Source organism: Paenibacillus sp. Mc5Re-14 (assembly GCF_001049835.1).
GTDB lineage: Bacteria > Bacillota > Bacilli > Paenibacillales > Paenibacillaceae > Paenibacillus > Paenibacillus polymyxa_C.
Map to the genome: position 1 here is coordinate 599,803 of NZ_CVPD01000001.1, position 21,278 is coordinate 621,080.

The window sequence follows — 21,278 nt, forward strand, 5'->3', positions numbered from 1 at the left end:
TAGCAGATCCCTCTTATCTTTTCTAGTTGTGTTCACTTTTTGACAAAACAGAGCGAGAATACTCATGTACATAATCGGTAAGCTCTCTTAGCTTATCTAGCGAGGCTTCAGGAAATAAGCCGTGACCGAGATTGAAAATATAGCCCGGCTCCAGAAGGCCTTCATCTACAATTTTTTTTGCATACTGCTTAATCACATTCATCGGCGCAGTAAGCACATAAGGGTCCAAATTGCCCTGCACTCCAAAACTGTTACCCAAGCGACGACGGCCTTCAGGTATACTTACCCGCCAGTCCAGTCCAATCACATCGGCTTTTACCCCGCTCAAATGCGGAAGCAATTCACCAGAGCTTACGCCCGGAAAATAAATTTTAGGCACATTCAGATCAGATAACTCATGGAAAATACGTACAATGGTCGGCAATACAAAAGTTTGAAAATCATAAGGCGAGAGTGCACCTACCCAGCTATCAAACAATTGAAAAGCCTTACCACCGTTAGCGATATGGGCCCGCACGTATGTAATAACCATATCCCCTAGCTTATCCATCAAACGATGCCATAGTTCAGGCTCTCCATACATCATCGCTTTGGTGCGAATATATCCCTTGGAGGGTCTTCCTTCTATTAAATAGCTGGCAATAGTAAAAGGCGCCCCAGCAAACGTGATCAATGGCACGTTCAACTCACGGTCTAAAATACGGATGGTTTCCAAAATATGACCCAAATCGCGTTCTACATCAATCGGACGCAAGTTGTCTACGTCTGCAGCTGTACGGAGCGGATTATCAATAACCGGGCCAATATTTTTGACAATATCAAAATCAACCCCTAGCGAGGCTACCGGATTCATAATATCAGAATATAAAATTGCAGCGTCCACCCCAAGCTTGCGCACGGGCATCAACGTTACTTCTGCGGCCAACTCGGGCTGGCGGCAAATTTCAAGCAGCGTGTATTTTTCCTTAATTTTGCGATACTCAGGGTCATACCTTCCGGCCTGCCGCATGTACCATACGGGAATATGATCCACAGCTTGCTTGCGGCAAGCGCGGATAAAAGTATCATTGTAGGTCATGACTTCAGCCTCCAGTTCGAATCATAAATACTATATTTTATTATGCCCTTTTTCAAGAGTCGTAACAACCGCCGCTCTCAAACAAACCATGACAAACCCATGACATTTGGATAAAGTTTCAATGAAGTGTGCTATACTAGAGAAATGGCTTTTTTAAAGCTCCGGGAAAGTTATGCATGAATAAGTACCTTTACAACAGGATGAGAATGGCAGAAAGGAAGTGAAAGCACATTGAAAACGTGGGAGACGTGGAAAATCAATCTCATTGTGCTTTGGTTCGGTCAGTTTCTGGTCAATGCGGGAATTACAATGATTACTCCGTTCCTTGCCCTATATTTGGCTCAAGACCTCCATGTGAAGGGCGAGCACGATATAGGACTGTGGGCAGGAGTTATTTTTGCAGCTAACTTTTTGACCTCGTTTATATTTCAGCCATTATGGGGTAAGCTGGCCGACCGATATGGACGTAAAGTCATGCTGCTTCGCTCAGGCTTCGGCATGGCCCTGGTCATCGGATGTATGGGTTTGGTCACCCACCCATGGCAGCTGCTAGCGCTTCGCCTGCTAAACGGTACAATTTCGGGTTTCAACCCGGCTTCTATTTCCCTAGTGTCGGGTACCACTCCCAAAGAGCGAACCGGCTTTGCTATGGGAATTATGCAGTCCGGTCAAATGGCTGGCACAATTCTCGGCCCTTTGCTAGGCGGATTTTTGGCTGACTGGGTCGGGTTCAGACCGATCTTTTACATTACAGGAGCTCTTATTTTCCTAGCCTCTCTAATGGCAATGTTTTTGGTTAAAGAAAATTTCAGCAAAGCGGAGGCCGCACGAATTCCACAAATTTCGGTTCTTGCCGGATTAAAGGAGCTAAGCCATACGCCCCAGCTTCCGGCTTTGTTCACCGTGACGTTCTTACTCCAATTTGCCATGATCAGTACAGTTTCTCTACTACCTTTGTATGTGCAAAAGCTATATGGCTCGGCAGAAGGAATTGCACTGGTTGCCGGGTTCGTTACCGCTATTACAGGCGTATCCAATATGGTAGCCGCACCGCTCCTTGGACGATTAAGTGACAAAATAGGAGCACACAAGATCTTGACCATTGCACTACTCGGAACGGCGATTATGCTCATTCCGCAAGCTTTTGTCAATGAAGTATGGCAGCTTGTCATTATCCGTTTTTTCATGGGTGTGTTTATGGGCGGTCTGCTACCAAGCGTAAATGCGCTGATTCGCACCTATACACCGGAAGGAATGGAAAGCCGCTCTTTCGGATTCAATACCAGTTCGCTGGCGCTCGGGAATATGCTGGGTGCGGTCATTGGCGGAGTGCTTTCCGGATTTATCGGCATCGAAGGACTGTTCATCATGTCTGGTGTGCTGCTGATTGTCAATATAATCTGGGTACGTATGAAGCTTTTTGATCATAAGGCTACGCCCCATTTCAGGTAAGACAACCTTCGGGTAGGACAGCCTGCCTTAACAGACAAGAACCTCCGCTCCACGCTGTGGATAAGGAGGTTCTTTTTGGTATAGCTACATTCAAGGGACGCCCGTTACTTCACTCGTGCCAACGCCAAACCATCATAAGCCGGCAAAAGCGTACTGACTAGCCGTGGATCCGTTGCTATCGTTTCGTTAAAACGTCTCACGGCCTGTACGGCAGGTCCGTTCTTATCTGTGTTCAGTGTCCGTCCCCGAAGAAAACAGTTATCTCCGGCTATTATAGCGCCTGGATTGGCCAGTGCAATCGCATACTCCAAATACACTGGGTAATTTTCCTTATCCGCATCAATGAAAAAAAAGTCAAAAGTCTTTCCTTCTTCCTGAAGCTTCTTCAGGCTGTCCACTGCGGGTCCGATACGATATTCGACACGATCACCGTAGCCATTGTTTTTCATATGTTGATGAGCCAGCGCAGCGTACGCTTCTTTCAGCTCCAGGGACACGATGCGACCTTTCTCTCCCAGCCCACGGGCCAGGCATAATCCACTGTATCCTCCTAATGCTCCGATCTCCAGTACCTGCTGTGCACCAGAGACTTCAACGAGAAAGGTCAACAGCTTTCCATAGGGATGAGCAACCGATACCTCCGGCATCCCTTCTTTAACAATAGCCTCCCTAATGCTGCGCAGCGCTTCATCCTCCTGTACCAGCTGGTCTACATATTGTTCAGGTGTCATATTGGGTGTGATTTCCACGTTTCATCTCTCCTTCTTGCTTTATCATAACGCAGGTTGGACGCGGTGTCCTTCGTAAATTATTTGCCTTAACGATTTGTCTCTTCGAGTACAATGACCTATACTATAGGGATTGAACCAAGCTTACATGATTATGAGACGGAGTGAATACGTTTAATGACTCAACTGCAACTAATTGCAACTGCACCGATGGGACTGGAAGCCGTTGTGGCCCGAGAACTCAGAGAACTGGGGTACACGGATCTGACCGTCGAGAATGGCCGCGTCGTTTTTTCCGGAGATTATAAGGATATATGCCGATGCAACCTGTGGCTTCGCACATCTGACCGCGTTCTTATTAAAATGGGCGAATTTGCTGCAACTACCTTCGACGAGCTGTTTGAGGGTACCAAAGCATTGCCTTGGCAGGATTGGATTCCTGTAGATGGTGAATTTCCCGTAGAGGGACGTTCACACAAATCACAGCTTAGTAGCGTACCAGCCAGTCAAGGAATCGTCAAGAAGGCGATTGTAGAAAAGCTCAAGGAAACCTACCATACAGACTGGTTTTCTGAAGATGGTCCTCGTTACGTCATTGAGGTCATTCTATTGAATGACCGTGCGCTGATAACGCTGGACACAACTGGTCCAGGACTGCACAAACGAGGCTACCGCAAGCTTGTTACAGAGGCGCCTCTCAAAGAAACAATGGCTTCCGCTCTTATTCAGCTTAGTCGCTGGAGCCCGGATCGACCATTCTATGACCCATGCTGCGGTTCCGGTACTTTATTGGTCGAAGCTGCTATGCAAGCCTGGAACATTGCTCCAGGCCTGAGACGTACCTTTAACTCGGAAGACTGGCCTGTCATTGGCAGAGAATTATGGAATCAGGCTCGCGACGAGGCGATGGATCTGACTCGTGATGACATTCCTTTTGAGATTGCAGGTAGCGATATCGACCCTAGCGCTATACAAGTTGCTGAAGCAGCTGTAAAGGCAGCAGGCTTTGCTAAAGACATCTCACTAAAGGTGCTGCCTGCCAGCAAGGTTAGACTTGAGGGCCAGTATGGTGTGATGATTACAAATCCACCTTACGGCGAAAGACTGAGCGAGCAAGCCGAGGTGGAAAAGCTGATCCGTACACTTGCACGCACGGCAGCCGAAATGAAGACTTGGTCCTTCTTTGCCATCAGCTCCACCAAGCAATTTGAGCATTATTGGGGCCGCAAAGCCGATAAGCGCCGTAAGCTGTTTAACGGCCGAATTGAATGCCAATACTATCAGTATCTGGGTCCTCTGCCTCCGCGCCGCAAAGATACTTCACCGTTGCAGTCCTAAATGTTCGAGCTATAGGCCAGGAAACGAACCCTTTGTTCGTTATCCTGGCCTCATTTGTGCTGTATTTTCTTTACTTAATCATTGAAATGCGCAGGATGAGCGCTATAATAATTAAAGGCATTTCGGTTTTAACATTACGTTAATGTGTAGTTTATACTAGCCGAACATTTCTGCCGGAGGGGGTAAAGTGTTGGTTATTCGCACGACCAGTGCAAGACGCACTGGTAACATGTTCAGCAGACTGCTGCTGTCTCAATATTTCGGTTTAGTTCTGTTTTTTTTACTTATGATTGGCAAGCTTGTTCTGATTCACTATAACCTGCATGCCCAAAATATTGACATGAATCCGCTGGATTATGTCATTGCTATCGGTTCCCTGTTGCTTGTAAGCTTTTGGACCTTGTGGCTGCCACGTCGCGGACGTTTGATTGCTCTTGTGGTGCTCGATATATTGCTCACCGCGCTCATTTATTCCGACATGGTTTATTATCGGTATTTCCAGGATTTCATTACGATTCCCGTTTTGCTTCAAGCTGGACAAGTTGATTCTCTGGGTGGAAGTATCGCATCTCTTATGTACTGGTGGGATATTTTCTTTTTTGCAGACTGGATTTTATTCATTCCGTATGTCATATTCGTAGCTTCCTTACGGCGTCGGTTTACAACGAATGATCATTACTTAGAAGCATCACGAAACTCTTTCACTAAAAGATTTCTGCTTCGCTTCTCCAAGGGGGCATTGGCTTTCCTGATTGGCTATGTTTTGACATTTGGACCGATCAAAATATATACCTCCACTTGGGCAACCGGCATATTTGTCGGCAACTGGTGGTCAATGGCCTTGTACAACGTAACCGGATTGATCGGATTTCATGGATATGATATCTACCGCTACGGTCAGGATCATCTTGGGCCCCAGCCTACATTGGCTCAGGTGGAATCTGATAAGGATAAGGAATGGTTCAATCAACACCAGAAGTTACTTCAGGTAAAAAATGACCTATACGGCAAGTATAAGGGCAAAAATGTGATGGTCATCCAAGCTGAAGCTTTCATGAACTTTTTTATCGGCAAACAGATCAACGGTCAAGCAATTACGCCTAACTTTGACAAACTGACGAAGGAAAGCATGTATTTTAATAATTATTTCCATCAAACTGCGCAGGGTCGTACTTCGGACGCGGACTTCTCTACCCACGCTTCGCTGCATCCGCTCCCTACGGGTTCTGTATTTATCCGTTATGCGGACCATAAATTCGATACGTTGCCTTCCATCTTGAAGGATACAGGTTATAGTCCTAATGCGTTTCACGTGTACGACAGCAGCTTCTGGAACCGTTACACGATGTATAAGGCGATGAACTACGACAAGTTCTACAGTAAAAAGGATTTTAAAATAGATGAGCCTCTGGGCTGGTCCCTGGGAGACAAATCCTTTTTTAGACAAACGCTCAACGATCTCACAACCGAAGTTAAGCAACCGTTCTACGCCTATATGGTCGGTATTTCGAGTCATCATCCGTACAACCTGTCACCTGACGCTGTAGATTTGGATGTTGGCGAGTTTGAAGGTACGATGTTCGGAGACTACCTAAAATCCGTCCATTATGTGGATGAGGCTTTGGGTGAATTGGTAGATCAGATGAAGAAAGACGGATTGTGGGATAATACGATCCTGATGTTCTACGGGGATCACGACAATTCCATTAAAGACAAAGCACTGTATGAAAAGTTTTTAGGCAAGCCTCTTACAGATCTGGACATGCAGAAAATCATGAATCAGGTGCCATTACTTGTGCATCTTCCTGACGGAAGCCAGGCAGGCACGTATACAGAACCGGCAGGACAGCTGGATCTAACGCCTTCCGTAATGCATCTACTTGGGATTTCTACAAAACCATATCATTTTATGGGTAACGATCTGTTTAGTGGAAAACCTCGTATGGTTGTGCTGCGTACTGGCGCTTTCACGGATGGACGAGTGTACTACATTCCATCTGAGGACGGTACATTCTCCAAGGGAACCTGTTACAATCTGAGTACAGGTCAACCTACAGATGTGAATGGCTGCGGACCAAGCTATACTGAGGCTCTCAATCGATTAAAGATATCCGATCAGGTCATCACATACGATCTTATTCGCGAATGGGAGACTGAAGCAAAGAAGTAACAAGGGTATCGATTGCATAACTACCTGATATATAACAAAAATCCCGATCCATCGCTTGTTAGGGCTGTGGATCGGGATTTTTGTGTTGACAGTCATTTGACTGCGCTTGTTACCATTAACAAATACTCAGGAACGCAACGTTTTTTTAGCCTGATCAAGACGTTGTACCTCTTCACCAAGCATTTCCTCAGCAACTTCTACTGCATCGTCACCAAGGCTATCCTTTGCCTGCTGTATAGCATGCTCCGCATGAGTGCGAGATTGCTCCGCTTGCTCAATCAGCTGTTCAGCCGGATGTGACAATGCCTGAGACACGGCATTGTGGAGCTTGTCCACCGAGTTTTGTGTTTGAGCTTCGACACTGTGATTGTCGAGATTGGAATCATATTGGGCCATGAGTCACTCCTCCTTCTGGGCATGGTCTACATTCATTAGCATGGATCAGAAGGAGGGGAACTATTCAAAAGGTGCCAACGATGCGCACTCGAACTATTTTATAAAGCGTGCAGCCTTCTCTAATACTTCATCCTCTGTGGCCGCACTCACATAACGTCCGTTCACATACACAAACGCCCGTTTTCCACAAGGACCGCAATACGACTTGCAACCGATTTTGATCTCCGCATCGGGTGCCATCTTTTTCAACTTAGGCAAGATCGTTTTTAAGCGGATATGATTGCACTCATCACATACGCGAATATCATTAGCCATCTGTCATCCCTCCGAGCTCCGGCTTAGTGGTCGCCGTGATTACCTTGGGAAGGGTTAGTAATAACAAATCCTTCTTCGGGGAAGTACAAGTAATCAATTTTTACACCATCCAGCAACGGCTGACCGCTTTCCAAAATCACATCGATGCCTTTATCTGTAGATACAACAGTATCTGTTTCCTTAGGCGTGTCCAAATCGAGCCCGTAATGAGCATGATCTCCATGAGCATGAGTAATTACAACGCGCAAGCTCTTCCCTTGGTTCTCTTCCTTATCCAGTTCAAGCTTCAATACTTTAGCTGCATTACGAGTAATTTTGCAGTTCATTAAACTTCATCTCCTTCATATTCATTAAATGAAATGTGGTTCAATGGATACATATCCACACCACACAACCTAGCGGATAAAATCAACAATTCCAATAATTAGCCCTCTCCTTGATAAAAAGAAGTTGTGCAGCATAGCACAAGGCAATATTCCTATTGTAAAGAAAATCGTAAAAAATCGCAATCACGAAAATCATAAGCTTACATCTAACGGACACGTACGTGCTGTTTTTCAAGCATATCGGGATATTTTCGTTCAGCACGGGTGACGAACCAATTCATAAGCAATAACGTCACACCAATATCGTCGATGGGCATAAATGGCATGACATCAGGTAGTATCCAATAGAGCAATACAGGCACCGCAAAAAGTAATTTTTCACCCAATGGAATCCTCGAAGAGGTAATCAATCGGGGGATACGACGAAATACATGTAACCACTGACGGAGAGATAGTAGTCTTTTCCACTTCATAGGTTGTTCACTCCATTTCCAATGCTCCTAAGTATATATACCCTATTGAAGGGACATGTAAAGAGGAACACTTGTAAAAAACGTGCTCCTCCTAATACGCGCAGATGAATCAATACGTTTCAGCAGGTCCGATCTGTTACCATGACAGCACAGTCGCCATTAACATGCCTACTTCTGCTGCAATATCATCATAATCCCGCATAGGTAGCGGATTTACGCCTAGACCGACTTCAACGGTAAATCCCGGTTTACCAAACCGTTGTATAAACCAATCCTTATACCCGGCATCGCTTCCCCCCAGCTTTACCGCCCGATACCCTGTTGCAGCAGCCAGCTGTAATGCCCAATCTCGGCTCTCCTTAGGCTCCAGATCCCGGTAATTCCAATAGATTTCCTGTCCTTGGCTGTGTATGGATAATACCATGTCGAACTGTTCGCGCTCCGTTAGATCCGCAAGGGCCTTGGACTCTGGCTCAGACAAAGGTGCAGGTCCTGCGTAATCTCGTCGAGACGGACCTGTTTTACCGCGTCTGCGCACCTCTTCCTCCCAATACGCCGGAAACTGATCGTTGAGGTCGACACCGCGAATATTGGCCTTCCAGCCGCGGTAATCAGCACGTCCTTCATTCCACTTTCTGAGTTCATGATACAGCGGATGAGTGGGGAGTATACCCTGTTGCACCAGTTCTACTCCATCCGGATTGACCATCGGTACCACCCATAAGGATGTATGTTCCATTAATTTCATCGGAGAGCCCGCATACACCCAATGAGAATTCCCAGCAAGTTCTCCAGACCCATTAATCCCTTGTGCATATTGTTCTATAAAACGCATCAAACAAGGCGTCGTCAGCCATTCGTTTGCATGTACAGAAGCGTTGGCATGAATTTTCCTCGTTCCCTGCCCAATCCGTATATAAGGGATATCCTTCCCCATGACACTGGTGCCAATGCTGCCAACTTCAATAAACGGATATTTGTGGGCCAATGCCTCTAGGTCTTCCTTTAAATCTTCATAACTGTACTCTCCACGTAACCGTACAATCTGATCCTGATGGTCATCAGGAATAATAATTATCTTTCCTTCCACAAAATCATGCTCCGCAAGCCTCGAATTAGCGAGCCGCAGCTCATCAAGCTCTACACCGAACTGTTTGGCAATCTGTCTTGCATTCTCCCCAGGCTGAATAACGTATTTACGATCCGTAGACGGACGAATATATAGCAATTGACCACAAATCAGATAGGGTTGCGTGGCGGCCCACGGATTATCTGCGATCAAAGTATCCGCGGATAGTTTAAAAGCCGAGGCGACCCGGTGCAATGTATCTCCTTTTTGAACGATATATTCCCTCATCTTACTACGCCCCTTCCATCTGCCTTACTGCATGTTATGCAGACGCTGCGTGTCTTGATGTAGCGAAAAGCAAAACAACCAACTTCTTTTGTCCAATGACAAAAAAGTTGGTTGTCTCGTTAATCCAGATGGGTGACTTGCCAGACAACAGGCGTTTGCCGAATCTGCTCCCCAAGCCACTGTGCGGCAATGCGCTGGAACAACTCTGGATCGCCGGAACAAAAAAGCTGATGCACCGGCGTTTCGTCCCTGGCCTCTAACTTGCCCTTGTTATACAAAATGGTACTCGTCTCTCGTGCAGTTTCATCTGCCGAGCTAATAAGCTTCACCGCAGGACCCATGACTTCCTGAATCGTTTCCCTCAAAAAAGGATAATGCGTACACCCAAGAATCAGACAATCAATCGGATACGTTTGAATAGGTCTCAATGATTCCTCCACAACCTGCGATGTTGTCTCGGAGCGGAACAACCCTTGTTCCACCAAAGGCACAAGTGCAGGGCAAGCGTGGCTCACCACGTCTACATAGGGAGACAACTGCTTGAGCGCAGTTGTATATGCTCCGCTTCGAATCGTACCGACAGTTCCGATCACCCCGACATACCCGGTAGCGGTCGCACTGATCGCAGCACGAGCCCCAGGGTGGATAACTCCGATCACCGGAATGGATACCTTTTGGCTTATATACTCCAATGCCGCAGCCGTTGCTGTGTTACAAGCAATAATAATGACTTTCGGATTAAACTGAATCAGAAAATCAACCATTTGCTCTGTAAATTTTTTAACCTCTTCCGATGGTCGGGGACCATACGGGGTGCGCGCAGTGTCTCCAAAATAAATGATTTTTTCCCGCGGAAGCTGACGCATGACTTCTTTAACAACCGTCAAACCTCCTACACCGGAATCCAATATTGCAATCGCTTGCTGCACGTACACACCGCTTCCTTTTTTGTGTAAATATGAGTTGTTTCATCTCGGAAATCTTTCTGCTGCTACATAACTTATGTCGTATTAGCGTAAAAGGTACCCCAAAAGATTACCCTAAAACGAGGAAGCGATCAACAAAAAGGCTTCACCCCAACGGGAGAAGCCACAAACTCAAGCTATAGCCAGTTGTTTCACCTACGATATACAGACAGTTACAAAGCATCTTCTTCCGTATTCTCTTGAACAGGCACGGATGAAATGCCAACCTTTGAAGCAATATCACTCTTTTTACGCCATTGACCTAATTCATGAATGACGGCTGAAGCTGTCTCCTTAATTTTGTCAGTATACTCGATGGAAGTATCTGAAATTTTCCCCGCAAGCTCCTGTCCCTTATCACTCACGTGACGTGCCTGGTCTGTAATATCCTGACGCAGCTCGCGACCTGACTTAGGAGCAAATAACAACGCAGCAACCGAACCAGCAATGCTGCCTACCAACGCGCCACGGATAAAGCTTTTGCAGTTCTCTTTCATATTCATCTCTCCCTTATGCCCGGGCGAATGCCCATCTGTTAATGCATTATAAGCATGGAGAGCCTGTCATGATACAGAGAACAAGCCAGAAAATTTCTACTTATTTTTGGAGCGGATACGATACAAGCAGCAACGACCTCCATCCGCCAAACAATCCTCACGGACAACCTCGGCATCAAGCAGCTCCTCAAACATTTGCTGTTCGCATTCACAAGCCTTGCGGTAACGATTGGCGATCTGAGAGATCGGACAATTGTATTCCATAATAGAGTAACTGCCATCCTCTTCCTCACGCCACTCTGCCATATAGCCTGAAGCGTTCTGGATGCCCGAAAGCTTTTCCACACGTGAAGCTAGTGTAGACTGACTCTCTATGTGAGGGGCGTAGCGCTTCATCATTTTACGTTTTCTACCATCAAATAACGAGTGAACAGCTTCCATTCCCTGCTCTTCATCCAGCTCCTCTAACAGTTCCAGTAATAGGTGATCATAATTACGAGGAAATTGCTCGCTTCCCTGATCGCTCAGGCTGTACAAAAACGTTGGGCGTCCCATCGCCTGTCTCAGGATCGTAGCCACAATCAGGCCATCCTGCTCCATTAATTTGAGATGCCTGCGCACCCCCATTTCGGTAATGCCCAATTGAGCTGCCAAGCTTCCGACGCCCACAGGCCCCTGGGTTTTCAACAGTGTCAAGATCATGCGCCTAGTGGGCATTTCGGGTACGATATACTTATCCGTCACTTTTGCCTTTACACTCCCTCGGGCTGAGGACCCAATTCCTTATTTAAATAATCGTGCACGTTAGATACAAAAAGCTCCAGCAACCCAGGCAGCTTAGGTGTAAGTGGGTGAAGGCTTGTCCTGTCCCAATGGAAATACTCCTGTACTAAGGGTTTACGTAAGGCTACCAGCTTTAATAGTGAATGAAATACGGTATCCTCCAATACACCTTCCTCATGAATGATACCGATAATGTCCTCATAGCTACTGGCGTCACGCATAATAAAACCGTCGATGATATAGCTTCCTACGTCCGTTACCGTCTCAATGGCCAGATGAAGGCAGCGCTCCTGCACTAGCCCCTGCAACAGATCGCCGTTCCAGGCGGCGGATGTCTGGCGAAGTCCGGCGACAATGTCGGGAACAGCCCCTAGTCGAAGCTCAATTTGTTCCCGGTTGACATAATACAAAGTTCTGCACCTCCAGTAACCGCTTTAGATTTCATAATCAACTGCGATAGATACATCCTTCACTTCATTCATGTGTACAATAATTTCCTGATGCACAGGGTGTACCTGATACGTTTGCAAGTCTTCCAATGTTTCAACCACAGCGGTAAGAGAAATATCATAAGAGCGTTCCGAACGAATCACATCCGTACCTACTTCGAGTGACAGCAGCTCTTTGATCTTGCCATTCATGCTGCGCAAAATAGATGCCGTATGTTCAATGCTTTCAGGGGAGCGATCTTTCAATTTGAACAAAACAATATGTTTAATCATGCGTATAGGCTCCTTATCTTAAAAATGTTCTCTTGAAAATTTTATCATAACGCCCCACATACGGAAAGAAACTTTGTGATCTTAGCGATCTTTTCCACCATTTTTACCATCAGACTCCTTGTCCTTTAATAGGGCAAAAAAATTCTTAAGCTTCGGTGGAAGCGGCAGACCCATTCGTGAACAGTTTTCCGTAATTGAGATCAATTCGTTGGATAAATAAAAATACGTTGCCGCCCCTTTCATGATTTCCGTACCCATCAGGAGATCCACATGATGCGCCAAAGAAATCACCATGAGCATTAAAGCCTTTCTCGCCAACCCCCAAAAGCCAGCTTTACTGCTTAAACCTTGCCCAGTCTTCACGGCGGCGGCGACTCCAGTTACATAATCAACAGCCATGGCAACCGTGAATAGCACCATAAGCTGATTCCAGCCGCCAAAGGCAAACGTAATAATCGCTCCTGCGGTGGCACAAATCATACTAAACATACTCGGATTAATATTCATACCTGCTCCTCCTCTCGGGGCGGTTATTGTAATATATGCAGCGACGTGGTCACCCGTAAAGTCATATGACCTGTACGTAGATATGAATTCATAGATTCATATAAAACGAGCTGCAAAATAAAAAAACAGGCTACCCTCTATCAAAAAATTGATGTAGGGTAGCCTGCTTTCCTTTTAAGTTTATTCTATTAACGGTGATCATTCCAAAAATTAAGTGGAGTCAGGTTATCATTCAACGGCTCGAACGAATATCCTTCTTTCTGCAAGGCCGCCATGATTTGTGGAAGCACCTTGATCGTAGAAGGCTTATCATGCATAAGAACGACTGGTGTTCTGCCTTGCTTTTTCAGTCTCTTAATATCACTGAGGACCGTCTGTACAAAATGCTGCGGATTTTTAGTATAACGCCAATCATTGGAATCTATATTCCAGTCCCAAATATGATAACCTGCACCCGTCAGTTGATCACGGTATGCTTTCTTCAAATACGGTTTGCTGCCATAAGGTGTACGAATCAAAGAAGTGCGTTTTCCTGTGGCCTTAAATAAAATCTCATTATCCTGATTCATCTCTGCCAGTGCTGCTGCCGGGGATGCATAGATCTTTTTCACCTGATGCGTCATCCCATGTAGGCCCAAACCATGCCCTGCGTCTACCATTCTCTTCATCACTGCGCTATGTTGGCGAATTTCAGGTCCCAGCATGAAAAACGTAGCCTTGGCATTATATTTGTCCAGAATATCCAGCAGCTGCGACGTATGCGCTGTAGGACCATCATCGAAGCTCAAATAAATGGTGCGGCTGGAAGGCTTGGCATTTCCCGTATTGCCTGTATTGCTGGCTTTGTCTGGCTTGACAGCTGCGTACTGTTTAATTTCTGCCGCGAATGTATTCAAGAACTGAGCATCAGACAAACTAGCATTTGCATTCTGAATTCGATACAAATTACTCGTAGGAATCGTAATAGTGAAGCCGAACGCATCGGTCAAAGTACGAATTGGCACCATCGTACGTCCTCCCCGCTCAAACACATCACCTTTGTTCAAATCCAGCGTAAAGCTGCGATTATGTCCAGTCAGTACCAATGTATTTCCATTGGCAGAAGTAGAAATGCCCATCTTTTGCCCCAATGTCACGATAGGGACATACAACTTATCATTTTCCATTACAGGCTTAATCGTATTCGAATCTAGCAACACATCATTGACCCCAAGTAAAGGAGCCTTCGCTTGTGCACTCGCTGTATTCGTATGTAAACCCAGCAACCCCAAACAACAGATTGCCATCAAGCATACAGCCATCCATTTTACTTTTAAAAGCTTCATTCATTACACCATCCTGTGCTGTATTTTATAATGTGCGGGAGCTATCTCTAGCTTGTCTATGAAGTTATACAGACATGACGATATAGACATGGCAATATAGACATTCACTCAACATAAAGAACATAAACGCATCTCAACCGACTGAACCGGACGTCTTTTGGCCCCCTATACATATTAATAGATTACCAGACTATAGTAGGTAAATATAGTAAAACAATTTGAAAACAATCTCGCAATCCATCTTACCAAATAAGTTACAAAGTTGTGAATAAATCTTGATGGAACTAGAGACTACCTGAAGAAATATGAAGGTAAGGTACTTGGGGATAGAACTCTGGTATCTGACTAAATATTCTAGGTATCTAATAAACTATGGAATGTCATAGAGGAGTATCATTTAACCCGTTTACAAGGTACTAGGTATTAATAGATATAAAGAAAGACCCTGAGGATTGTCGCCCCCGAGGTCTCTCCAGTTGCCTATTCTATTAATGATACCTCAAACCTCTTTTTAACTTTATCCAGATAATTAGCAAGAAACAAATTCTTATTTGTAAATCCTAAAAAATATTCATAGTCATCCTCATCACTAGACGGATAATATTCCTGATGGAATAAAACATTGAAATGTTGTTTAAAATCTGAATCCTTTTTTAAGACAATGCATCTAAATAAATGATCAATTTCAATTGCTTTAATAATATCTTTTTTTTGCATCACTGAAAACCACATTATTTTCGGCGGTGTCTGGTTCGGTTCATTCCAATGAGGTATAGATTCCTTCCATGGCAACACCCACTCGGAATTCACAAAAACACATCTCTCTGAGATAAAATTCTGTGTATTCACATCAAATAAATTCATGTTCCTTTCGTAAAAGGAAAATAATACAATTGAATCCTTTTCAATGAATAACCTTATCAAGTCAGCAATATTCTCCGTTGACATATTATGCTTAATCACACCATAAGGCCGTTTAAGATTTATTTCCAAATTCATCATCCTATTCATTTGAATTAATAGTGATCCGATGTAGTTTTACCTGTCCTAGGGTCAATATATTGAAATTGCATTGGAATATTTGGTCAGGATCATAGATTTATTATCAGTCAAGAAGTAATAATAAAAAAGACCATAACACGAAACTATCTGGTATAGTGTACAGGCTACGGGAGTCATGAGAGTTAAATTCGTTTGGACTTAGCCGCCCAATTCATTCGACACTGGGTGGGGGTAAAAGTAAAGACCTTGAAATGGTATACTCTCAAGGTCTTTTTCTTATCCAAACTTTTTATTGAATCCCATTACTTACCATCCATATTCATTAGCCTTCTCTTCTCATCTAGCCATTCTTCTTCTCTTCTCACCCATTCTTCAGGACTTAATTTTTCGTCCGTCCAAAACGTAGAAGAATCCACAGCATTACCATCTTTATCGGTTGCAATAACCGATGTCCTACTTTTACCGAAAACCAAATTGGGACAAATTTGATGACCATCTTGGTTGTAAGTTAAACAGTGAACACCTATATTTCCCTTACAGCATTTTGAACCATGATTCTCTTCATTGTCTTCATAGAAACAACTTGCCTCTAGAACAATATGTTTCCATCCCATAAGACTCCTCCTTACACTCAAAAAGCAGCCTTTAATTCCTTAATGACGGCCTTGTAGTCGTGGTTGTTTATTCCAAGTCACTCAATTACACCGTTTTCTCGAATTATTCCATAAGCCCAATAAGAACCTTCGATCAGGGAGACACATACTTTCTACCATTTGGGGAACCATTTAGGTGCTCGAAATTCAGACTTGGATGCTCCGGATTCTCCTTGAATTGCTTAAAAGCTGCATCCGCTTTTTCTTGTATATTTTTTAGAAAGTTTATTATACGTTGTTAATTTCTTTACTCTTAATACTGGTGTATTCACACGCACCTATACTAAGGTCGCTTACGAAGTACGTTTGGAACTATCGACTGTCATGTTATAAACCGTTGCCTGCTTGTGCAACAATTCAATATTGTCTTTCTAAAGTGCATTCCCGGCACTCTGAACAAGCAAGTCTCCAACCTTGAAATCTTTAACAAGCGTCCATCCTTTGCCCTATACCCAAAGGAGATGGCTATAGGTAGATTCAATAACTTGACCGCCCACATGGACTTGATAAATCTCATTTATCTCGTATTTGAACATAACCGTAACTTCTTTATATGCTACTTCTACCTCATCAGTCTCCTCATTTTTTTGAAAGAACCATATCTCTGACTTGAATGTCTTCAATATTCTTCTCTCTTTCATCTGTTCTAACCTTCGTACCTGCTGTAAAGCAATTACATTCTCCATACCATTACCTTAACCATATAGCGCAAAAACCCACTTTTCTCTCTGTACAACCTTACAATCAAAGGAGAAGAACATATTACCTCCATTTCCATAAAAAATGTCACATTTTAATATATCGACACCTTAAACTTCCATTTTTATAGGCCAAATGGACCTTATTTTCCATAAACCGGTTAAGCCCATGGGATTAAAAGAAAATCAGGATAGGAGTCACTTGCAAAGCCCCCTTCGGGTATAGTAGTATGTGTTTAAAAAAAATCGGAGGGTATATGCCTAAACAACAAGACAAACATTCCATTCAGGCGTGGTCTCTGATCAATCGCAAATATTTGGGAAAAGGCGTGCGTGTCAAACGTTTTCGCAAACCAACACGCTGTCAAGTACGCAATCGCGTTCTGCTTGCCGTTTTGATGGCTAATGACATTAAACTGTCCCAACTTGCCGAGGAGCTTTCCATCTCCTCTCGCAGCGTCAGCGCGTGGGTATATGAAGGTCGTATTCCCGGCAACACTAATCTGGAAAAGACGTGTAACACACTTGGTTATCCGCACCATATTCTATTTAATGAAGAGGTTGTCCGGCGTTCACCGCTCATTTGTCAACCATCGCCGTCCCGTTTTATGAAACGGACTGTAACTCGTTCTCCAGTTAAAAACCGGATTTTGGCGGGTTTGTGCATGGTACATGATATTTCGGTGACTGATGTCAGTCATTGGATTGGCGTTCACCCCGGTACATTTCGGAAATGGTTGCATCAGGGTACCGTTCCTTCGCAAACTTTCCAGGATCAGGCGGAACAGTTTTTCCGTATTCCAAAATCCATTTTGTTTGCTGATGCCATGCTGAAAAAGTAAAAATGTCCTTTAAAACAAAACGATTGAATTTTTCATGAAAGTCTTTGAAAGGAACGCATTACCATCTTTCATGCATAAGGCTTTCACATCATGTGATTCACAGAATATAAAAGCAAAAAAGCACAGTCTGCCGACTCCTCGGTGTACTGTGCTTTTTAGATAGCAAAATTTAAATGCTTCTTGCTTATAATTTGTATACTTCTTAGGAATGAGCGCTTGCCGCTTCAGTTGAACGTCCACCTTCTGCCTTGATAGCCTTCAGCTTTTTCATAACCGAGTTGCCCCCACATCCAAAGTAGGCGTGAAGACGGCTGTATTCCTCATAGAGCTTATCATAGACGACAGCGTTCTCAGGAATTGGTCTGAAGCTCTCGTCCCGTACACGTGCCATATGGCGCGCTGCTTCGACGATATTGTCGTACCCTCCAGCTTCAGCTCCCGCAGCCACGACTGCCAGTCTGGCCTCCCCAAACGTCCTGATTTAATGTTCCTAATATATTTAGGTCACTCTTCTTACTTTCATTTCTGGTACCACTCTCATCACACACTTGTACGTACAACTCAACCAGCCTTTTTTATGTCTTTTTTCAATAAAGTTTATGTACATATTTTCAAAAATGTATAGAAAAAACAGCCATTTTCTGCAATCCAGAAAACAGGCTGTTCGGTATGGCGAGTAGCATGCCATTCAAAATTCAGCGTTGAACCCAAACGATTGATAGCCCCATTTCAAAATCCTCCAGACATTGCCTGAGCTGGTCCCGTGGATTCGCGTACAATCAACTCTGGAGGTATAATCCACTGACGATCTTCTTCACGATACCCCTTCTCTTTAATCATCGATAGCATGGTATCGGCGGCACGTAACCCCAATTCTTCCTTGGGGTGCCGAATGGTTGTAAGTTTGATTTCCGTGGCTGTCGCCAAAAATGAATCATCAAACCCAACCAGCGATAGATCTTGGGGAATGCTCAGGTCCGCCGAACGTACAATATCCAGTAGCCGCACCGCCAGTTCATCATTATAGGTCACCCATCCGGTCGGACGTTCCCCTGCCTCCATCGCCAGCAGCTGCGATGCGCGTTGTAACGGAAGCTCATTTTTTTCTTCAGTCCGGTACGTCGTTACTGCGTTCGGATGTAAGGTCACTCCATATTTACGGTGAGCAGCTACAAATCCCTTCATCCGCAGAATTCCTTGCATATCATCGGTTTTGAAAAAACCAGCCAATCGCCGGTGCCCCAGCTTGATCAAATGCTCTGCTGCCAAAAAACCACCCTTCTCATCATCCAAACGCAGACAAGGTGCGTCCATCTCCTCATAACGCGCATTGATCATTAAATAAGGGATTTGGCGATTTTCCACGGTTAAATAATAGTTCAAATTGGGATTACGTTCCCCGCTTTTGGTCGGCTCAATAATAATTCCACTCAGTGGTTGACTCAGCAGCATTTCCAAGCACTGACGTTCTTGTTCAGGGTCATTACCTGTGCTTGATAGCAGTAGCTTGTAGCCCTGCCGGCTTAGCTTAGATTCAATTCCCTGTACAATGGATGGAAAAATATAATCCGATATATAGGTTGTAACGACTCCAATTGTCCGTGGATCTTCGGGTTGCTTATGTTCCCGTGTTGCGACAAAGGTTCCCTTGCCCTGTATGCGAAACAGCCAACCTTCCTGTACCAGTTCACCCAGCGCCTGACGAACCGTTTGCCGACTAACTGCAAATTGTTCAGACATTTCATGTTCAGAAGGAAGCTGGCTTTGCGGCTCCAGTTTGGATGAATGAATCCATGATAAAATTTCCTGTTTAACTTGTATATATTTGGGCGCCATAATTTCCTCCGTACTTGCCATATCATGTACCTATTCGTATTCCGATTATAGCATATCGTCCATTTGTATATACAAATGTTACAGGAGCAGGATATCGTTGTATAGCTGCTGGAGGCATAAAGCCATTCACAAATCCCTTCCCATGCTTAGACTGAGTATCTAAAGGACTCTAGTGTAGGTGTAACACACATTACGAACGGAGCAACTGGTGTTCATTCATATACTTGAGTCCGGTATAGCGATCACGCAAAGTATGTGCCGTACGCAAAGCACGATCAAGCTGTTCCTGCGTAACCCCCAGATCGGCAATGGTAGACGGACCTCCAACCTGAGCTAGCCATGCACGCATCTGTTCCGATGTAGGCAAAGTCCGATATACTTTAAAAGCCTCCACATCCTGATTGGCAGCCAATTCCCTGTACATATCAGACAGTAAAGCAGAGGCAACGCCCACTTTGGCACCATGCAAAACTTGCTTGCGCCCCTCTGCAATAAAATCCATCTCAATTCGGTGAGAAATATGATGCTCTCCACCTGATGCAGGGCGGGAATGATCAATCATCAACATCGAAATACCGGATGCAATCAGCGCATTCATCAACACCTCGACACCTGTCTTGCTGCCTGCCGCAATCTCATCAACATGCTCTACACAGGCACGTAAAGCCTCCTCGGTAATTCGGTTAGCCACAGGTGAATACGGCTCGTTTCCCAAATCTCTGGACACATGCCAGTCTGCTAATGAGGTAAACTTACCGAGCATATCGCCAAAACCCGCAGCAGCCATCGTTTGAGGGGCACTCGCCAGTACGGACAAGTCAGCGAAGATCGCCTCTGGCGGGACGGCTTGAAACGTCTGCTTGCTGCCATCTACAATTAATGGGGCACCAGCGGAGGTAAAACCATCTACGGAGGCAGCCGTTGGGACTGACAAGAACGGACGATTCATTTTATAGCACACAAAGCGAACCAGATCGTGAATTGTACCGGACCCTACAGCAAGCACAGCCTGACTTTGATCCGCCACACCCAGCAGAACCTTCATGATATAAGTTTCATCAGCAATAACATCCCCTACCGCATTCGGAGGCAGCCGAACTACATCAACTGTCAAACCTGCTTCACGGATGAATTCAGCTACTTTTTTCCCTGCTGCCGCTGAAGTATGCTCATCCTCTACCAGAGTGACATGCCGATAATTCTGTTGAATTAAATAAGAAGCAATGGATTCAAGTGCTCCATCCCGTACCTCGATAAACAATTCAACCTTTCGGTGAGGATGATCAGCGTTACTAGCCTGCGCCTCTTCGTTCCACAGTTTGATTTGCTCATTCATATTCATTTCATCAGCCTCCTGAAAAAGGAATAATTTGTACAAGAATGATCCATACTAATAAATAGATTCCGTTTGAAAACGATTACTATTTAATTGTACGCACAAGTGTAGGTACAAGTCCAGAAAAAACGTACAAGTTACTATGCAATTCAACCATTCGAAAGGAACATGATTATGAAATTTGGAACGGACATTGCCTGCGCACTCGGGTTACTAGCAGGTACAACGTTTGGCAGTGGGATTGCTTTTTTGTTCGGCTGGCAAGCTTATCGCGCACTGACTTCTGTCACGGTTTTTGGCATTGCAGGGATTATCATTACTATTGCCGTTTTTCGCTTACTGTACCGTAGATCGCTTTCTACGTCCAATTCTCGATGAATTTTTTGAAAACCAGTCCATTTAAATTTGACTGCATACATAAAAAACGGGTCTCACAAGCCATTTGCAGCTTGAGAGTACCCGTTTTTGACTTGGAACCT

The 21,278-nt window shown here is 44.6% G+C and carries 23 protein-coding genes and 1 pseudogene; 5 read left to right on the top strand and 19 right to left on the bottom strand.

The features are described from left to right. Positions 1 to 22: 22 nt before the first annotated feature. Entirely contained in the window at positions 23 to 1,078 is a 1,056-nt protein-coding gene (gene hemE / locus BN1546_RS02675) for a uroporphyrinogen decarboxylase (protein ID WP_058829389.1), read from the bottom strand. Between the two features lie 231 nt (positions 1,079 to 1,309). Between hemE and BN1546_RS02680 the strand changes: the two genes are divergently transcribed. After that, complete coding sequence (locus BN1546_RS02680) at positions 1,310 to 2,530, top strand: MFS transporter (protein ID WP_058829388.1); 1,221 nt, start codon at positions 1,310 to 1,312, stop codon at positions 2,528 to 2,530. 104 nt (positions 2,531 to 2,634) lie between these two features. On the opposite strand, the gene BN1546_RS02685 is transcribed toward BN1546_RS02680, so the two are convergent. Further along, positions 2,635 to 3,279 (bottom strand): O-methyltransferase, encoded by a 645-nt coding sequence (locus BN1546_RS02685; protein WP_081317838.1) that lies wholly within the window; start codon positions 3,277 to 3,279, stop codon positions 2,635 to 2,637. A gap of 156 nt (positions 3,280 to 3,435) precedes the next feature. On the opposite strand from BN1546_RS02685, the gene BN1546_RS02690 reads away from it, so the two are divergent. Both BN1546_RS02690 and BN1546_RS02695 read left to right on the top strand, forming a co-directional pair. Further along, positions 3,436 to 4,596, top strand: a complete 1,161-nt coding sequence (locus BN1546_RS02690) for a THUMP domain-containing class I SAM-dependent RNA methyltransferase (protein WP_058829387.1) — start codon at positions 3,436 to 3,438, stop codon at positions 4,594 to 4,596. 187 nt (positions 4,597 to 4,783) lie between these two features. Beyond that, the gene (locus tag BN1546_RS02695; protein ID WP_090735820.1) at positions 4,784 to 6,766 is read left to right on the top strand and encodes an LTA synthase family protein; all 1,983 of its coding nucleotides are present in this window, start codon (positions 4,784 to 4,786) and stop codon (positions 6,764 to 6,766) included. 126 nt (positions 6,767 to 6,892) lie between these two features. On the opposite strand, the gene BN1546_RS02700 is transcribed toward BN1546_RS02695, so the two are convergent. From BN1546_RS02700 to BN1546_RS02765, 14 genes are all read right to left on the bottom strand, one after another. Beyond that, on the bottom strand, positions 6,893 to 7,162 hold the full coding sequence (locus tag BN1546_RS02700; protein ID WP_013370464.1) for a hypothetical protein: 270 nt from the start codon (positions 7,160 to 7,162) through the stop codon (positions 6,893 to 6,895). Between the two features lie 93 nt (positions 7,163 to 7,255). Beyond that, the gene (locus tag BN1546_RS02705; protein ID WP_013370463.1) at positions 7,256 to 7,477 is read right to left on the bottom strand and encodes a YuzB family protein; all 222 of its coding nucleotides are present in this window, start codon (positions 7,475 to 7,477) and stop codon (positions 7,256 to 7,258) included. A gap of 23 nt (positions 7,478 to 7,500) precedes the next feature. Next, a complete protein-coding gene (locus BN1546_RS02710) occupies positions 7,501 to 7,803 on the bottom strand; it encodes an iron-sulfur cluster assembly accessory protein (protein ID WP_013370462.1) in 303 nt (100 codons plus the stop codon). 206 nt (positions 7,804 to 8,009) lie between these two features. Next, positions 8,010 to 8,276 carry a hypothetical protein gene (locus BN1546_RS02715; protein ID WP_090735823.1) on the bottom strand — a complete coding sequence of 89 codons (267 nt, stop codon included), beginning with the start codon at positions 8,274 to 8,276 and terminating at the stop codon, positions 8,010 to 8,012. A 136-nt stretch (positions 8,277 to 8,412) separates the two neighbouring features. After that, on the bottom strand, positions 8,413 to 9,633 hold the full coding sequence (locus BN1546_RS02720) for a M14 family metallopeptidase (RefSeq protein WP_090735826.1): 1,221 nt from the start codon (positions 9,631 to 9,633) through the stop codon (positions 8,413 to 8,415). A gap of 119 nt (positions 9,634 to 9,752) precedes the next feature. After that, positions 9,753 to 10,562, bottom strand: a complete 810-nt coding sequence (gene racE, locus BN1546_RS02725; protein ID WP_090735829.1) for a glutamate racemase — start codon at positions 10,560 to 10,562, stop codon at positions 9,753 to 9,755. Between the two features lie 209 nt (positions 10,563 to 10,771). Beyond that, positions 10,772 to 11,095 (bottom strand): YtxH domain-containing protein, encoded by a 324-nt coding sequence (locus BN1546_RS02730; RefSeq protein ID WP_058829383.1) that lies wholly within the window; start codon positions 11,093 to 11,095, stop codon positions 10,772 to 10,774. A 96-nt stretch (positions 11,096 to 11,191) separates the two neighbouring features. Next, complete coding sequence (locus BN1546_RS02735) at positions 11,192 to 11,839, bottom strand: helix-turn-helix transcriptional regulator (RefSeq protein WP_090735832.1); 648 nt, start codon at positions 11,837 to 11,839, stop codon at positions 11,192 to 11,194. 8 nt (positions 11,840 to 11,847) lie between these two features. Next, positions 11,848 to 12,288, bottom strand: coding sequence for a DUF86 domain-containing protein (locus BN1546_RS02740; protein WP_090735835.1), 441 nt, complete (start codon positions 12,286 to 12,288; stop codon positions 11,848 to 11,850). Positions 12,289 to 12,312: 24 nt separating this feature from the next. Then, positions 12,313 to 12,600, bottom strand: coding sequence for a Dabb family protein (locus tag BN1546_RS02745; protein ID WP_013309679.1), 288 nt, complete (start codon positions 12,598 to 12,600; stop codon positions 12,313 to 12,315). 81 nt (positions 12,601 to 12,681) lie between these two features. Then, positions 12,682 to 13,107 (bottom strand): phage holin family protein, encoded by a 426-nt coding sequence (locus BN1546_RS02750; protein WP_013370454.1) that lies wholly within the window; start codon positions 13,105 to 13,107, stop codon positions 12,682 to 12,684. Between the two features lie 188 nt (positions 13,108 to 13,295). Next, a complete protein-coding gene (locus tag BN1546_RS02755) occupies positions 13,296 to 14,432 on the bottom strand; it encodes a polysaccharide deacetylase family protein (protein WP_090735838.1) in 1,137 nt (378 codons plus the stop codon). A 480-nt stretch (positions 14,433 to 14,912) separates the two neighbouring features. Further along, entirely contained in the window at positions 14,913 to 15,431 is a 519-nt protein-coding gene (locus BN1546_RS02760) for a hypothetical protein (RefSeq protein WP_049825457.1), read from the bottom strand. Positions 15,432 to 15,736: 305 nt separating this feature from the next. Further along, entirely contained in the window at positions 15,737 to 16,048 is a 312-nt protein-coding gene (locus tag BN1546_RS02765) for a hypothetical protein (RefSeq protein WP_025677012.1), read from the bottom strand. Positions 16,049 to 17,042: 994 nt separating this feature from the next. Here BN1546_RS02765 and BN1546_RS02775 point away from each other — a divergent pair. Further along, on the top strand, positions 17,043 to 17,627 hold the full coding sequence (locus tag BN1546_RS02775) for a helix-turn-helix domain-containing protein (RefSeq protein ID WP_013370447.1): 585 nt from the start codon (positions 17,043 to 17,045) through the stop codon (positions 17,625 to 17,627). A gap of 202 nt (positions 17,628 to 17,829) precedes the next feature. Here BN1546_RS02775 and BN1546_RS02780 read toward each other — a convergent pair. The 3 genes and pseudogenes from BN1546_RS02780 to BN1546_RS02790 form a co-directional block, all read right to left on the bottom strand. Continuing rightward, a pseudogene (locus BN1546_RS02780) lies at positions 17,830 to 18,075 on the bottom strand (Ribulokinase); the annotation flags it as partial. 281 nt (positions 18,076 to 18,356) lie between these two features. After that, the gene (locus tag BN1546_RS02785) at positions 18,357 to 19,463 is read right to left on the bottom strand and encodes a GntR family transcriptional regulator (RefSeq protein WP_013370444.1); all 1,107 of its coding nucleotides are present in this window, start codon (positions 19,461 to 19,463) and stop codon (positions 18,357 to 18,359) included. A gap of 190 nt (positions 19,464 to 19,653) precedes the next feature. After that, positions 19,654 to 20,805: a sn-glycerol-1-phosphate dehydrogenase gene (locus tag BN1546_RS02790; RefSeq protein WP_090735841.1), complete on the bottom strand. Its 1,152-nt coding sequence runs from the start codon at positions 20,803 to 20,805 to the stop codon at positions 19,654 to 19,656. 168 nt (positions 20,806 to 20,973) lie between these two features. Here BN1546_RS02790 and BN1546_RS02795 point away from each other — a divergent pair, with 168 nt between their 5' ends. Then, on the top strand, positions 20,974 to 21,177 hold the full coding sequence (locus BN1546_RS02795; RefSeq protein WP_090735843.1) for a hypothetical protein: 204 nt from the start codon (positions 20,974 to 20,976) through the stop codon (positions 21,175 to 21,177). The last annotated feature ends 101 nt before the right edge of the window (positions 21,178 to 21,278 follow it).

Coding starts and splice junctions, on each gene's coding strand:
- hemE (WP_058829389.1), bottom strand. CDS start 1,078: ATGACCTACAATGATACTTTTATCCGCGCTTGCCGCAAGCAAGCTGTG.
- BN1546_RS02690 (WP_058829387.1), top strand. CDS start 3,436: ATGACTCAACTGCAACTAATTGCAACTGCACCGATGGGACTGGAAGCC.
- BN1546_RS02700 (WP_013370464.1), bottom strand. CDS start 7,162: ATGGCCCAATATGATTCCAATCTCGACAATCACAGTGTCGAAGCTCAA.
- BN1546_RS02705 (WP_013370463.1), bottom strand. CDS start 7,477: ATGGCTAATGATATTCGCGTATGTGATGAGTGCAATCATATCCGCTTA.
- BN1546_RS02710 (WP_013370462.1), bottom strand. CDS start 7,803: ATGAACTGCAAAATTACTCGTAATGCAGCTAAAGTATTGAAGCTTGAA.
- BN1546_RS02715 (WP_090735823.1), bottom strand. CDS start 8,276: ATGAAGTGGAAAAGACTACTATCTCTCCGTCAGTGGTTACATGTATTT.
- BN1546_RS02720 (WP_090735826.1), bottom strand. CDS start 9,633: ATGAGGGAATATATCGTTCAAAAAGGAGATACATTGCACCGGGTCGCC.
- BN1546_RS02730 (WP_058829383.1), bottom strand. CDS start 11,095: ATGAAAGAGAACTGCAAAAGCTTTATCCGTGGCGCGTTGGTAGGCAGC.
- BN1546_RS02745 (WP_013309679.1), bottom strand. CDS start 12,600: ATGATTAAACATATTGTTTTGTTCAAATTGAAAGATCGCTCCCCTGAA.
- BN1546_RS02750 (WP_013370454.1), bottom strand. CDS start 13,107: ATGAATATTAATCCGAGTATGTTTAGTATGATTTGTGCCACCGCAGGA.
- BN1546_RS02755 (WP_090735838.1), bottom strand. CDS start 14,432: ATGAAGCTTTTAAAAGTAAAATGGATGGCTGTATGCTTGATGGCAATC.
- BN1546_RS02760 (WP_049825457.1), bottom strand. CDS start 15,431: ATGAATTTGGAAATAAATCTTAAACGGCCTTATGGTGTGATTAAGCAT.
- BN1546_RS02765 (WP_025677012.1), bottom strand. CDS start 16,048: ATGGGATGGAAACATATTGTTCTAGAGGCAAGTTGTTTCTATGAAGAC.
- BN1546_RS02775 (WP_013370447.1), top strand. CDS start 17,043: ATGCCTAAACAACAAGACAAACATTCCATTCAGGCGTGGTCTCTGATC.
- BN1546_RS02785 (WP_013370444.1), bottom strand. CDS start 19,463: ATGGCGCCCAAATATATACAAGTTAAACAGGAAATTTTATCATGGATT.
- BN1546_RS02790 (WP_090735841.1), bottom strand. CDS start 20,805: ATGAATATGAATGAGCAAATCAAACTGTGGAACGAAGAGGCGCAGGCT.
- BN1546_RS02795 (WP_090735843.1), top strand. CDS start 20,974: ATGAAATTTGGAACGGACATTGCCTGCGCACTCGGGTTACTAGCAGGT.